Annotated in this window: 10 protein-coding genes and 1 pseudogene; 5 read left to right on the plus strand and 6 right to left on the minus strand. The window is 34.4% G+C overall.

Going from position 1 to position 14,336, the window contains the following annotated elements; genetic code table 11:
• Nucleotides 1-63: 63 nt before the first annotated feature.
• The gene (gene pepA, locus MHB61_RS06835; protein ID WP_014570380.1) at nucleotides 64-1,131 is read left to right on the plus strand and encodes a glutamyl aminopeptidase; all 1,068 of its coding nucleotides are present in this window, start codon (nucleotides 64-66) and stop codon (nucleotides 1,129-1,131) included.
• Between the two features lie 57 nt (nucleotides 1,132-1,188).
• Here the strand turns inward: pepA and MHB61_RS06840 are convergent, their stop codons facing one another.
• Complete coding sequence (locus MHB61_RS06840; RefSeq protein ID WP_137016370.1) at nucleotides 1,189-3,594, minus strand: transglycosylase domain-containing protein; 2,406 nt, start codon at nucleotides 3,592-3,594, stop codon at nucleotides 1,189-1,191.
• Between the two features lie 144 nt (nucleotides 3,595-3,738).
• Here MHB61_RS06840 and tyrS point away from each other — a divergent pair, with 144 nt between their 5' ends.
• The 3 genes from tyrS to MHB61_RS06855 all read left to right on the plus strand — a co-directional run bounded on the left by tyrS (nucleotide 3,739) and on the right by MHB61_RS06855 (nucleotide 7,725).
• Nucleotides 3,739-4,998 (plus strand): tyrosine--tRNA ligase, encoded by a 1,260-nt coding sequence (tyrS, locus tag MHB61_RS06845; RefSeq protein WP_003131599.1) that lies wholly within the window; start codon nucleotides 3,739-3,741, stop codon nucleotides 4,996-4,998.
• 123 nt (nucleotides 4,999-5,121) lie between these two features.
• Nucleotides 5,122-5,592: a hypothetical protein gene (locus tag MHB61_RS06850; protein WP_010905310.1), complete on the plus strand. Its 471-nt coding sequence runs from the start codon at nucleotides 5,122-5,124 to the stop codon at nucleotides 5,590-5,592.
• Between the two features lie 90 nt (nucleotides 5,593-5,682).
• A complete protein-coding gene (locus MHB61_RS06855) occupies nucleotides 5,683-7,725 on the plus strand; it encodes a cation:proton antiporter (RefSeq protein ID WP_003131601.1) in 2,043 nt (680 codons plus the stop codon).
• Between the two features lie 35 nt (nucleotides 7,726-7,760).
• On the opposite strand, the gene MHB61_RS06860 is transcribed toward MHB61_RS06855, so the two are convergent.
• The 5 genes from MHB61_RS06860 to MHB61_RS06880 form a co-directional block, all read right to left on the minus strand.
• Complete coding sequence (locus tag MHB61_RS06860) at nucleotides 7,761-8,195, minus strand: OsmC family protein (RefSeq protein ID WP_003131602.1); 435 nt, start codon at nucleotides 8,193-8,195, stop codon at nucleotides 7,761-7,763.
• A gap of 96 nt (nucleotides 8,196-8,291) precedes the next feature.
• On the minus strand, nucleotides 8,292-8,897 hold the full coding sequence (locus MHB61_RS06865; protein WP_003131603.1) for an FMN-dependent NADH-azoreductase: 606 nt from the start codon (nucleotides 8,895-8,897) through the stop codon (nucleotides 8,292-8,294).
• Between the two features lie 160 nt (nucleotides 8,898-9,057).
• On the minus strand, nucleotides 9,058-10,461 hold the full coding sequence (locus MHB61_RS06870) for an MFS transporter (protein WP_003131604.1): 1,404 nt from the start codon (nucleotides 10,459-10,461) through the stop codon (nucleotides 9,058-9,060).
• Nucleotides 10,462-10,674: 213 nt separating this feature from the next.
• A complete protein-coding gene (thiI, locus tag MHB61_RS06875; RefSeq protein ID WP_003131605.1) occupies nucleotides 10,675-11,895 on the minus strand; it encodes a tRNA uracil 4-sulfurtransferase ThiI in 1,221 nt (406 codons plus the stop codon).
• Nucleotides 11,896-12,183: 288 nt separating this feature from the next.
• Complete coding sequence (locus MHB61_RS06880) at nucleotides 12,184-13,158, minus strand: TDT family transporter (protein WP_003131606.1); 975 nt, start codon at nucleotides 13,156-13,158, stop codon at nucleotides 12,184-12,186.
• Between the two features lie 154 nt (nucleotides 13,159-13,312).
• Here MHB61_RS06880 and MHB61_RS06885 point away from each other — a divergent pair.
• A pseudogene (locus MHB61_RS06885) lies at nucleotides 13,313-14,133 on the plus strand (LysR substrate-binding domain-containing protein).
• The last annotated feature ends 203 nt before the right edge of the window (nucleotides 14,134-14,336 follow it).

Below are 14,336 nucleotides of genomic sequence, written 5' to 3' on the forward strand. Positions count from 1 at the left end.
AAATCATCAAAATTTTTGCTGACAAATCTGTCAGTAAATTTTTCAGTATTCCGGAGGAGAAAAATGGAACTATTCGACAAAGTAAAAGCACTGACAGAAATTCAAGCGACTTCTGGTTTTGAGGGATCTGTTCGTGACTATTTAAAAACACGCATGATTGCTCTTGGTTACCAGCCAGAATTTGATGGTCTTGGTGGTATATTTGTCACTAAAACTTCAAAAGTAGCAAATGCCCCACGTATTATGATTGCAGCCCACATGGATGAAGTTGGCTTTATGGTCAGCTCAATCAAAGCTGACGGAACATTCCGGGTCGTTCCACTTGGTGGTTGGAATCCTTTAGTTGTCTCTGGACAACGTTTTACATTATTCACACGTACAGGTAAAAAAATTCCTGTCGTAACTGGTGGGCTTCCTCCACATCTTCTTCGTGGAACTGGTGTTACTCCTCAAATTCCTGCCATTTCTGATATTGTCTTTGATGGAGCTTTTGAGAATGCTGCAGAAGCTACAGAATTTGGAATCGCTCAAGGCGATGTAATCATTCCAGAAACTGAAACAATTCTCTCTGCTAATGGTAAAAATATTATTTCTAAAGCTTGGGACAATCGTTACGGTTGTTTAATGATTCTTGAACTTCTTGAATTTTTAGCTGACAAAGAATTACCTGCTACATTGATTATCGGAGCCAATGTTCAAGAAGAAGTTGGCCTTCGTGGAGCCAAAGTTTCTACAACTATGTTCAAGCCTGATTTGTTCTTTGCTGTTGATTGTTCACCTGCTAGTGATACGTTTGGTGATGACAACGGTCGTCTTGGAGAAGGAACAACGCTTCGTTTCTTTGACCCAGGTCATATTATGCTCCCTGGAATGAAAAATTTCTTGCTTGAAACTGCTGATAAGGCTAAAGTTAAAACCCAAGTTTATATGGCTAAAGGTGGAACTGATGCAGGTGCTGCCCACTTAGCTAATAATGGAGTCCCTTCAACAACGATTGGTGTTGTTGCTCGTTATATTCACAGTCATCAAACAATTTTCAATATTGATGATTTCAATCAAGCACAAACTTTCTTGAGAAATATCGTAACATCACTTAGTACTGAAAAAGTAGCTGAAATTAAAAACTATTAAATTTAAAAAACAAAAGAAAAAATCACTAGGAAACCTATCCTAGTGATTTTTTGTATTTTATTGACCAAAGTTATAATTAGGCAATATCTTTTTCCAACCAGCAGCTATATCACTTGCCGAACCACCAATAGAAAAATCATATGTGGTTGTAGGGGCACCAGACTTTGTAGCCCAGAAGCTTGTCGTAGTGTCTCCACCGAGATTAACCTCTTGTGTCTTACCATTTGATAATTTAACATTAACTTTTCCTGGTTTTTCACCCGTAGAAACTAATACTTTACTCTTAGTCACATTTGGATCACTATTAGGGTCAGTAAATTTTTGACCAGGTCCGAAAATATTTGGATCGGCAGCATTAATTGCATTCACCAAATTAGCTGTAAATTTTGCGTTATTAATAAAACCTGAATTTTGAGACATTGCAGAATTGTCATCGTGACCAGCCCAACTACCAAGTGTCACTGAAGGTGTCGAAAGCATCATCCAAACGTCTGTATAATTATCAGTTGTTCCTGTTTTACCAGCCCATTGAACATTAGTTGCAAGAGAAGAATTAAGGCTTTGTAACTCACCATAAAACTTACTTGTTTTTTGAGATTTAATAGCATCTTGAAGCATATATTCCATAATGGTAGATGTTGCTTCTGAATAAACTTGAGTTCCCCCAGTACTTTGATGTTGATAAATTACATTTCCCGTATCATCTTTGATACTATCAACAATATACCAAGGCTCATATTTTCCACCATTGGCTAAAGTTTGATAACCATTCGTATGTTGAACCACCGTTGGATCAATTCCTCCTCCAAGAGGAAGTGACTCTACAGAATAATCTGCAACATCATATCCCATCTTCGTCATGTAAGGTTCAACAGATTTTCCTTTATTCAAAATCGTTTGATAGGTCCAATAAGCAGGAATATTATAAGAAACATTCAAGGCTTCTGAAAATGGCATCATCTCCGTTCCCTTATTGCCGACGTGTTCGATGTCTTGCCCACTCGAATATTTTGCGGGATAGTTAGATAGAACACTTGCAGAACCCATCAAGCCCATGTCAATTGCCGGTCCATAAGCTAGTATTGGTTTGATTGAAGAACCAGGTGAACGTTTAGTATCAAAAGCATGGTTTACTTGGCTTTGTGAAAAATCCAAACCGCCAATAAAGCCATAAACAGCCCCTGTTTTATTATCCATTAAGACATTACCAGTTTGAATAAGACCCGTACCGTCTTGCATCAAACCACTGTAATTAGTTACGGCATTTTGCATTGCATCATATACTTGTTGATTGATAGTTGTAGTTACTGTATAACCACCGTTTTGCAATGACTGTTCAGCTAATTCTCGATAACGTTGTTTAGTACTATCATTTCCTAAATCAGTTGCCGAAACTTTATCTCGCTTAATCAAATAATTATAGATATCAGTAATTGCTTCATTATAAACAACATTATATAAATAACCATGTTCTTGTGATTGAGCTACTCCTGGTTGTAAAAATTCTGTTGTAATATCATAAGCTTTGTATTTCTTGTAATCAGCTTCTGAAATATAGCCCCCACGATAAAGATAAAACAAGACTTCTTTTTGACGTTCAAGACCGTAACTCATGTTTTCTTTTGACTTTAGAGAACCATCAGCCGCATAAGGAGAATACACGATAGGACTTTGTGGCAACCCAGCAATAAAAGCAGCCTCAGGTATTGTTAAATCCTTAGCAGATTTTCCAAATATACCAAGAGAAGCTTCTTGAATCCCTGCAATATTTTGTCCTTTATTATTTCGCCCAAAAGGTGAGACATTTAAATAATCAGTCAAAATTTGGTCTTTACTCAAGTAGCTATTAAGTTTAAGAGCATAGACAATTTCACTAGCTTTACGTTGGAAGGTAACACTATCTCCTAAAACTTGTTGTTTAATTAACTGTTGGGTAAGGGTTGAACCACCAGAACTTGTGCCACCACCTACTGAACCAAGAATTCCACGAACAACTGCCTTAGGAACCACGCCCTTATTCGTTTTAAAGCTATCATCTTCTGTTGCAATTAAAGCATTTTTAACATTAGGAGAAATCTCGTCACTTTTGACGGTAACACGCACCAAATCACTAGAGATATCCGAAATTGCTTGACCATTACTATAATTAATGACAGAAACGCCATGAATATCATTAATTTTTGCAAGCATTTCCGTTTTATTTGGTGTCTTCGTTTGCTCAACCAATCGAGCAAAATAGCCTACACCTGTCGCCGCACCAAAGACACCCACTAAAGCAAAAATTATTCCAAAAATTACAATTAGTCCGCGGACCACCTTAAAAGTGATTGACCAACCCGATTTTTCATCATTATCTTTAGGATTTTTGGACAGAGACTTACTTTGTTTCCGCCGCTTATTTTCCATTTTTTCTTTTAAACGCGCACGTGCTTCTTCTTGCGAGTCAATTGAGGATTTTTTCATGCCTTTATTATATCAAATTTAAAATAATTTTTCGCCACTTTCAGAATTTTTTTTATTAATTTGTTATAATGTAAAACAGTGCTGTTAATTTTTTTACTTTTTATCCAAAGTGGACAGCTCAATCATTATAGAAAGGATTTTTTTATGAACATTTTTGACGAACTTAAAGCACGTGGTTTGGTTTTCCAAACAACGGACGAAGCTGCGCTTTCTAAAGCGCTGACGGAGGACATGGTTTCCTATTATGTAGGATATGACCCTACCGCTGATTCCCTTCATTTAGGTAATCTTGTACTAATTTTGACAATGAAACGTCTACAAATGGCTGGACATAAACCTTATGCGCTTGTTGGTGGTGCAACTGGTTTGATTGGTGATCCTTCTTTCAAAGATTCAGAACGTTCACTTCAAACAAAAGACACTGTAACAAAATGGTCTGGAAAAATCCGTAGTCAGCTTGAGCGTTTCCTGGATTTTGAAAATGGTGAAAATAAGGCAGAAATGACCAATAACTACAACTGGTTTGAAAATCTGACTTTTATTGATTTCCTCAGAGATGTGGGTAAACATTTCACCGTTAACTACATGATTTCTAAAGACTCTGTAAAATCACGGATGGAAAGTGGAATTTCTTATACAGAATTTGCTTACCAAATTATGCAAGGTTATGATTTCTACGAATTGAACCAATTGCACAATGTTACTTTACAACTTGGTGGTTCTGATCAATGGGGAAATATGACTGCTGGAACAGAGCTTTTACGTCGTAAAGCGAACAAGCAAGGTCATGTTATTACTATTCCATTAATTACAGATTCAACTGGTAAAAAATTCGGTAAATCAGAAGGAAATGCAATTTGGCTTGATGCTGATAAAACATCTCCTTATGAAATGTACCAATTTTGGCTTAATGTTGATGATGCAGATGCTGTAAAAATGTTGAAAATTTTCACCTTCCTTTCATTAGAAGAGATTGCTGAAATTGAAGAACAATTTGAAGCAGCTCGTCATGAGCGTTTGGCCCAAAAAGTTTTGGCTCGTGAAGTTGTCAGCTTAGTTCACGGAAAAGCAGCTTATGAACAAGCAGTTAAAACATCAGAAATCTTATTTGGCGGCGGAGATTTGCGTCAATTAGATGCTAAATCAATCTTAACTGGTCTTAAAGCAGCTCCACAACATCAAGTTACTGATGATGAAGATTTAACTTTAGTTGAACTTTTAATCTCTGCTGGAATAGCTCCTTCAAAAAGACAAGCTCGTGAAGATATTACAAATGGTGCGATTTATATCAATGGTGAACGTGTTCAAGCACTTGATTATGTTATTACAGATTCAGATAAAATTGAAAATCGTTTAACTGTCATTCGTCGTGGGAAAAAGAAAAACTTCGTTTTGACTTATTAATAAAACAAAAATTCTGTTCTAAATGGGACAGATTTTTTTTATTAAAAAATTTGAGCATTGCTCTTTCTTTTAGGCCACAATATGTTATAATAACTGTACTGAATATGTTTTTAGGTGATCAAAATGATAGATAAAAAATTTGAAGATAAGTTAAATAAATTGCGTGAGATGTACATCAATAAACGTCCTGAAGAATCTGAAAAACTTGATGATAGTAAGAAATTTGAAGCTTTCATGGCCCTTTCGGATGAAGAAAAAGAAGAAAAGCTCAACGCTAAACTTGAACTACTTACTGATAAGCTCGTTACCCTTGATGAAAAATTAGGGGATTTGTTGGCTAAAAATGCAAGTGCCGATGATATTTCTGAGCTTAAATATTATATTGATGCAGTTAAAAATAAAAAATTAATTCTTGAACAAAAACTTGAATTAATTAAAAATGGTGAGTTTGATGCTGCTCGTAAAGAACGTGTAAAACGTCAACTCACTGATTTGGAACTCAAACGTTGTAAAGCGCTTTTAGGTAAAAAAGACTGCTCAAAAATCAATGAAAAAATTGCTTTGAAGAAAAAAGCAATTAATCGTTTGAAATAAATTATGTAGATTAGGTACGGTAGAGCTAGCTTTGATAGCTCTACTTTGTACTTTTTAGCGCTCATTAGTCAATTACACAGAAAGGACTCTATGCTCCATATTATTTTTTATGTCATTGTTTTCCTTTTGGTATTAGTTTTTTCAAATGTCCTTAACAAAGTTTTCCCAAAACTTGCCCTCCCTCTTATTCAAGTGGTTTTAGGACTTATTTTGGGCTTTTTTGGTGCTGACGAGGTTTTACATGTCGCACCTGAATTTTTCTTAGGATTTATTATTGCTCCTCTTCTTTTTAGAGAAAGCGAAGAAGCTGATGTCAAACACATTTTAAAACATAGTAAAATTATTTTAGTTTTAATTTTCCCTCTTGTCTTCATTACAACCCTTGGATTGGGTTTGATTTCTAATTGGATTTACATGGGATTACCTTTAGCTGCTTGCTTTGCATTAGGAGCAAGTCTCGCTCCTACTGATGCTGTAGCTGTTGGAGCTTTATCAAAGAATTTCTCTTTCCCTCGTCGGGTTATGAGTGTTTTGCAAGGTGAAGGTTTGCTCAATGATGCTTCCGGAATTATTTCTTTTCAGATTGCTTTAGTTGCTTTAGTTACTGGTTATTTCTCTTTCCCAGATGCAACAATGAAATTAGTTATTTCAGCACTTGGTGGAGCTGCTATTGGTTTTACTTTAATTTACATCAAAGGACTTGTCTTAAGACTTCTGGAAGATGTTGACGCACGGGATGTTTCTGGTTATCTTCTTTTAGAGCTGGTCGTTCCTCTTGCTGCCTTTCTCATTTCCGAAGAATTACATGTTTCTGGAATCATTGCTGCAGTTGTTGCTGGAGTCATGTCAGCAAACGGTCTTAAGAGAACTACTTTATTTGATGCTCAAGTTGAAAAACTCAAGAGTACAATTTGGGATACTTTAACATTTATTTTAAATTCCTTTGTCTTTCTTTTCTTAGGAATTGAACTTTATCAACTTGTAGTTCCACTTTTAGTTGATCCTGTTTATTCATCAGCACTTTTAATTGTTCTTGCTCTTGCCTTGACTGCTGGATTATTTGCACTCAGATTTATTGTCATTGCTTTTTATTATTGGCTTCGCTCCCTTAAACAAAAACAACCGTTTTCTGCTTATTGGAATGATGTATTTCTCCTCACTTTTGCTGGTTCTAAAGGAACAGTAAGTATCGCAACGATTCTTTTGGTTCCACGAACTGTAGATGTTCAACCCGTTCTCGTCTTTCTAGCCGCTGCGGTAACTGGCTTAAGTTTCTTAGTTGGAATGTTCATTCTTCCTTTCTTTGCGGTTAAAAAAGTTTCTAAAGTTAATAATATCTCTAAAATTGCGATTTTATCTGAGGTAGTTGATGAATTACATCAGGATATGAAATCGGCTAAAAACCCTCAGGGTTATGATATCGCTATTGATGCTTATCAGGAACGAATTCAACAATTAATTATTGAACAAGAGTCAACAGATATGGCGATTGATTACAATGATTTGCAACTTTTGATTATCCGAATTGAATCTGAAGGGCTTGAAGTTGCCTTGCGTGAAAATAAAATTTCAATGTATACTTACCGAACTTATCAACGATATATTCGCTCATTAGAAACAAGTATTGTCCATTCACTGGTTTCCAGTATCCAATTTGTTTATGTTATTGCCTTGCGTGCTTTTCATTTACTTACCTCTCGTGTCTTACATGTTGACTTTTATTTCAAGAAAACAAAGGCGGCAATGGAAACAACACGAGATGAAATTACTGAACTTTATTTCAATAATACCGAACTTATCTTGCAAGCTCTTGATAATTTAAATGGTGTCTTTGATGAGCAACTATTGAATTTCTTGCAATCAGAACGTTTAAGAACATCTGAAATCGTCGCAACTGGTGGTCATATTTCACGGATGATGAATAAGGCTCAGCCTAACAACATTACCGAAATGATGCGGGCCTATTATTTGGAACGTAAAGTCATTTTTGAACATGAACTTTCTGGAGCAATTACTGCACGAGAAGCCAAAGATATGCGTCTTAATGTTAATATTCTTGAAGATTATTCACTTGCAAGTAATCATCATACATTACTTTTTGACTTCTTAGAACGTCGGAAAAATAAAAATTAAAATAAAAAGTTACTGACAGACCTGTCAGTAACTTTTTATTTTTCAATTCTAATAATCGTTTCTAACTCAATATTTCCTTGAATCGCTCTTGAAATCATGCAAGAACTTTCTGCCCGTTTGGCAAGTTTAATTGCTTTAACTTCATCTGACTCTTTTGTCAATTTCATAGCGACATGATAAGTTATTTTTTCATAAGTAAAGGTTCCTTTTGTCACATCAACTATTCCTTTAGCATCTACTTTCAGATGTTCCAGGAGAATATCATTTCGCTCAAGCATGGCAGCTAATGTAATCGAATAACAGGTACTGGCTGCTCCGAGTAGCATTTCATCAGGATTTGTTCCGACTCCTGGTCCATCCATAGTTTTAGGAATTGAAATTTTTTCATTCAGTGCCCCAGCCTGTAAGTCACCGATGGAATTTCTTCCCCCTACCCAATCAATATGTGAATTAAAAAGATGTTTTACCATTTTTTATCCTTTCAATTTACTGACAGAAAAAAATATGACTCTCCTATTTTCTGTCTGTAAATTCAATAAAAAGTCTGTTCAATGACAGACTTTTCTTTAGAATGTTTGAGCTTCTAACTCTACTTTATTAATGAATTCAGAAAGAAGTTCTTCTGTTTTTTCTGGATCATAAGCATGTCCTTCAACGGCAATTTGTCTAAAATCGCTACCGATAAAATTGAAGATTGCTGACATGTAAATTGTTGCTGGATCTTGTGCTCCATAAACTCCACCATTAGCTTGTAAGTGCAAGACTTTTTTGCCATTTGCTAAACCAACAGGACCTTCGGCTGTATATTTGAATGTTTTACCGGCAACATTGACTGTATCAACCCAAGATTTAAGTTCAGCAGGAATCATCAAGTTATACATTGGATTAGCAATGACTACTTTATCAGCTGACAAAAATTGTTCTGTAAAACCAGCAAAACGAGCCAATTTATCTTTTTGTGAAGCTGTAAGTTCAGCATTCTCACCTGCGAACATTGCACTGACCAATTCAGTATTCAAAGTTGGAATATCAGCACTGAAAACATCTAGTTCTTCAATTTCATCTTCTGGATGAGCAGCTTTATAGGCTTTGACGAAAGCATCAAGACCTTTGAGTGAAAGTGAATAATCAGCAGTAAGTGGGTGACCTTTTACAACAAGAAGTTTAGACATATTTTGTTCCTTTATAGAAATTATTTTTGTGTTATAAAAATTATTATAGCAAACTTTTCTAAATTATCAATATATTTAGTACGTGAAAATTTACACATGTAAACATTTTACTGACAGAAATTCTGTCAGTAAAAAAACAATCATTTAGATTGTTTTTATTTTACTTTTTACGTCCCAACAAACGGAATAAGCCAAGAACCCAAGTCACTAAAACAAGAAATGTTGAAAAATAGAAGGCCACGTGGAAACCGTGTAAAAAGACATCTGGTTGATTGTGCAAATAAGTTGTTACCTTATAACCCAACTGATTAGACATCGCTGTGAATAAAATCAATGTTGCTAAAGACGTCCCTAAAACAAAGGCCATATTACGGGCAAGAGAATTAACTGACCCAGCAATTCCTAAATACTTACGGTCAACAGTTTCCATAATCAAAGCATTGTTTGGGCTTTGGAAAATCCCCATAGACATTCCTTGAATCAAAAGAATAACAACAACTAGCCATGGAGCAGAATGCGGATTTATCAGTAAATAGCCGAGCTGTGACAAAACAATCCCTGAAATTCCTACAAAAGTAACAATTTCTTTATCCATTTTATCTGCTGCCGAACCTGCTAAAGGGCTAGCAATCAGCATAGCAACAGGATAAGCCATCATAATCATCCCTGCCAAGCCTGGCCCATAATTTCTAAAATCTTGTAAGTAGAATGGTAACAAAATACTTGAGAACATCGCTACTGTAAAATTAAAGAGAGCCATAATAATACTCATTGAAAATAATTTTGATTTAAAAATTCCTAAATCAAGCAAAGGCTGAGCGACCTTTTTCTCTGTTAAAATAAATATTCCAAAGAGAATAAAGCCAAGCAATGCACCAATAATAATTAATGGATTGGTCCAACCCAAAGCTTGCCCAAAATTAAGAGCTAAGAAAAGCAAAACAATAACAGAAGTCATTAATGTTCCACCTTTAAAATCAATATCCGACCATTTTCCACTGGTTTTTTCTTTTGGCAAAGCATGATTTCCAAAAATCCATGCTAAAATTCCGATAGGGACATTTATCCAAAAGATATAATTCCATGAAGCGACCTGTAAAATCAGTCCTCCAAGGGCAGGTCCAGCGATTGAGCCAACCGATACAAACATTGCTGAAATGGAAAGTGCTCTTGCTCGACTTTCAGGTGGGAAAATTTCTGAAATAATTCCAAAACCGGTTGCCATAAACATTGACGCCCCAATAGCCTGAATCACCCGTGCAAAAAGAAGAAAACCTAAGCCCCAACCAAAATTTAACCCAGCAAGTGCAGAGCCTAAAATAAAAATTCCCCAACCAATGCGGGCAATTCGTGATTTACCTATTAAATCGCCTAAACGGCCAAAAATCAGTACAATCGCTGAAATTACAATTAAATAGATTGTCACCACCCAAGTGATTTGAGAAGTAGAGACATGAAGCTCCTTTGACATTGTTGGTAGAGCAATATTAACAATTGAACCATCCAATGTTGACATAAATGTAAATATCCCTAAGGCAATTAAAGCCTTTATTCTGTCTGACATAAAATCCTTTCCTATAAATTGAGTATCACCTTCTTTAAATAAAATTCCTAATAAGTCTTGTTATACTGATGAACTCAATTAATTTTTCCTAAGTTTATAAATAACGTTGGTAATTATATCCTTGTTTCCAATCTTTGTCAAGTTTAGACTATCAATCGTAGTTTCCTAATCAAATGAAAATGCTACTCATAATATTATAAGTAGCATTTTTTATTATAAGAAATCAGCAAATTCCTCTTCTTCAGTTTGGTCCCAGTTTTCACCAATAATTGTTGTGAGCATAATTCCTTTGACCGCACGGTCAACCATCCCCTCAACATCCATTCTCTTTTCATATTGAATACAATTTTCAAGTTTTGGATTTGTTTTTGGAGAAGGTGGTGCAAAGACAGTACAACAATCTTCAAATGGTAGAATTGATAAATTAAAAGTATCGATTTTTTCAGCTATTTCAATAATTTCATTTTTATCCATTGTTACTACTGGTCGAATAACTGGAGTATTAGTTACTTCATTAATGGCAGACATTGAGCCAAGCGTTTGGCTAGCAACTTGTCCCAAAGATTCTCCATTAATAATCACTTTTCCACCACGTTCTTCACGAACACGATCAACCACGCGCATCATAAAACGGCGTGTAATTGTCATCAAATATGCTTGTGGAGCCTTGGCTTTTATTTCTTCTTGAATCTCGGTAAATGGTACTTCAATAAAGGTAATTGAACCTCCAAAAACGGTTAATTTAGCTGCTAAGTCTTTGGCTTTCTTCAAAGCTCCTGGTGAAGTGTAAGGAGGGCTAGCAAAGTGAACAGCCTCAATCTCAACTCCGCGTTTCAACGCCAAATAACCTGCAACTGGCGAATCAATTCCACCTGAGAGCATTAGATGTCCACGTCCTGCTGTTCCGACTGGCATTCCTCCAGCACCTTTTATATCTTCAAAACTAAGATAAGCCGCATCTTGTCTGATTTCAGCCCGCAATGTGATATCAGGCTTTTTCATTTGTACTTTTGCGTAAGAGAAATTATCAAAAACAACATCTCCTAAAGCAATATTTAATTCTGTTGAATCTAATTCAAAGTTATGGTCAGCTCGTCTGGTAGCAATTTTAAAAGTCTGCCCTTCGCTATAAATCTCCTTAAAAAGTGCCACAACTTCTTCTTTGATAATGGGCATTGATTTTTCGACTTTGATTGAAGGTGAAAAATTTTGGATTCCAAACACTTTTGTTAAACGATTTGAAACTTCAGCATAATCTGCTCCATTAAGTTCAATGTGTGCTCTATCTCTTACTGCTGTAATTTTTAATTCAGGCATATCTGCAAGGACTTCGCGGATATTTTTTGCCAAACGATTGATAAAGTAACCACGATTTTTTCCTTTGGTTGAAAGTTCACCATAACGAACCATGATTTCATCATATAATACAGTCATTTTTGTTCTCCTATATTCTTTTGCATACTTTTAATCATTAAATACTTCAAAAAAATGAATGATTTAAGTCAAAAAACCAGTCAAATCTTCTTTATTTAAAGAAAAAAAGCACGCAGCGTTCTAATTATAACACAATGTGTCTCTTTTTTTATAGGCATTTTTAAAATTATTGTCACATTTATAAAGGATTTCTTAAGGCTCTATTGAGCTTGATATACTCTATTTTAAAGCAAAATAAAAAGCCACTAGATTATTGACCTAGTGGTAATTTTTATCAATGATTTATTTTTATATACTTTCAGGAGAATATTTTTCAGACATAATCTGAACTAATTTTGATCCTAAAAAAATACAGTATCTGATAAGCACATAAGTAACGATTGCAATTGCTATAAGGATTTCCATATTCGCTAATAATTCTAAATTCAGGAACTGAAAAACGCTGAGTTTACTTGTTAAATTTACCGCAGTTGCAGAAATAACGAGAGGAAATGTAAAGGCAGCATAACTAGGATAAAAGGCACTTCTCAAAAGTTTTGTCAGCAAGCCTAAAGTTATAAAATAGATAGCTTGCGATAAAATAAATAAAAAGATAACGAATATTTTAGATTTTGCTTCTACAACAGTGAGGTATCCTACTAAACCAAGTGAACCTGGTGCCGTGATAATTGTAATCAAAGGAAGTAAAGATTTGTGCATTTTTCGTAAAATGAAAACTCTATGCATAACAATAGGAAGAAGAATAAAGTAAAAGAGTAATGTTATCCAAACCACAACTTTACCCACTTCAAGACCGAAATCTGGTGATGTTGCCGATATTACCCCAATGCCTACAAAAGTAATAAACCAGCTTGGATAAACATCATGTATTTTTAATTCTTTTGGTAGCACATGAAGATAAATAAAATACATCATTAAGATAAGATGCAAGATTAAAGCAGTCCACCAAGTAACATTCGCAAGAAGACTAAAGCCGGACAAACGTTTTAAAAATACGCTTAGTACCATTAAAGACATCGTAAAAGTTGGTGAAACAGAGGCTACAATTGGGTCATTCAAAGTCGAAATTGTATGTTTCATTGCCAGTACTATCTTGAGCAAAATTAAAAACATCAGGAATAAACCTAACATATCGTAAGAATTTCCTAAAATAGGGTAACCTTTACTGTAAAGGAGATTCCCTAAGGATATTAAACCCAAAATTAAGCCACATATCGGGAGGGGAATTTGTTTTAAAAATGATATGAATTTTGAATACATCATAGACTTCTCTTTCTATATTTTTTATTAATTCGTCTTTAATAATTGATTCTATTAATAATATATAATAGTTGATTTAATTTGTAAAATAAATTATTATAATCATATAAATTAAAAAAAATAATTTGTTATTTTTGTATTTTAGGGAGAAAATCACATGTTTTCATTATTTGAGACCTTTATCGTCGTTTATGAAACTAAAAGTTTTACCTTAGCTGGAAAATATTTATTTATTTCCCAACCCACTGTAACCGTGAGAATTAAGAAACTCGAAGAAGAATTAAAATCAACATTATTTTTAAGAGGAAAACACCAAGAAATCATTCCGACTGAAGCCGCCATATTATTCTATCCCAAAGCTATTGCCTATTTAAAAAAATGGGAGGAAGACCAAGCTGAAGTTCAAAAAAATCTCTTGCAAAACATCCTTTCAAAATTGGGGTTTCACACAGTGCTGCTCTAAGTATTATGCCAAGAATCTTTAAAGTATTTGAAGGCGAGTTGGAACATTTAGATGTAGAAATTAATATGTATGACTCAGAAAAAGTATTTGAATTAGTTGCAAATCATGATTTACATTTTGGAATCATTGAGCGATTACTCATTAGCGATCAAACCGAAACATTTCCTTTATTTTTAGATGAATTAGTACTTGCCGGAAATACGGATTCAGAAACATTCTTTACCAGAGAATCTGGTTCAGGAATTGGATATTATATCAAAAGATATCTCAAATCCGCTCCTTCTGCTCAAAGAAACATTGTTCGTATGAATAGCAATGAGATGATTATTTCCCATATCAAAGCAGGCTTAGGTTCTTCTTTAATTTCTAAATCATTTTTAACTGATGATATCCCTTATCAAGAACTTGGGAGTAATTATCATAGAGAGTTTCTAGGAGTTTCTTTTGATGAAGAAAAAGACCCTATGATTCAAAAATTAATTAGTAAAATAAAAAAAGAAACCGAAATTCATTAGAATTAATAAAAATAGAAAAACATGAGCAAACTGCTTTTGTTTTTTTTTATTTTTATTAATAATAATGATAAAATAAATTCATTTTACACATTACAAAAATAGAGATAAAATAATTATAGATTTTATAAAAGACATCAGAAAAAGGGGTTGAAGGAGGAGATAAAATTGGCTTTTATCATCATTAGTTTTGTGATTTCTATTAT

Origin of the sequence: Lactococcus sp. FSL K6-0773 (genome assembly GCF_038006485.1) — a bacterium.
GTDB lineage: Bacteria > Bacillota > Bacilli > Lactobacillales > Streptococcaceae > Lactococcus > Lactococcus lactis.

Excerpts from the sequence above, each read along its gene's own strand:
- pepA (WP_014570380.1), top strand. The coding sequence starts at position 64 with ATGGAACTATTCGACAAAGTAAAAGCACTGACAGAAATTCAAGCGACT.
- MHB61_RS06840 (WP_137016370.1), bottom strand. The coding sequence starts at position 3,594 with ATGAAAAAATCCTCAATTGACTCGCAAGAAGAAGCACGTGCGCGTTTA.
- tyrS (WP_003131599.1), top strand. The coding sequence starts at position 3,739 with ATGAACATTTTTGACGAACTTAAAGCACGTGGTTTGGTTTTCCAAACA.
- MHB61_RS06850 (WP_010905310.1), top strand. The coding sequence starts at position 5,122 with ATGATAGATAAAAAATTTGAAGATAAGTTAAATAAATTGCGTGAGATG.
- MHB61_RS06855 (WP_003131601.1), top strand. The coding sequence starts at position 5,683 with ATGCTCCATATTATTTTTTATGTCATTGTTTTCCTTTTGGTATTAGTT.
- MHB61_RS06860 (WP_003131602.1), bottom strand. The coding sequence starts at position 8,195 with ATGGTAAAACATCTTTTTAATTCACATATTGATTGGGTAGGGGGAAGA.
- MHB61_RS06865 (WP_003131603.1), bottom strand. The coding sequence starts at position 8,897 with ATGTCTAAACTTCTTGTTGTAAAAGGTCACCCACTTACTGCTGATTAT.
- MHB61_RS06870 (WP_003131604.1), bottom strand. The coding sequence starts at position 10,461 with ATGTCAGACAGAATAAAGGCTTTAATTGCCTTAGGGATATTTACATTT.
- thiI (WP_003131605.1), bottom strand. The coding sequence starts at position 11,895 with ATGACTGTATTATATGATGAAATCATGGTTCGTTATGGTGAACTTTCA.
- MHB61_RS06880 (WP_003131606.1), bottom strand. The coding sequence starts at position 13,158 with ATGATGTATTCAAAATTCATATCATTTTTAAAACAAATTCCCCTCCCG.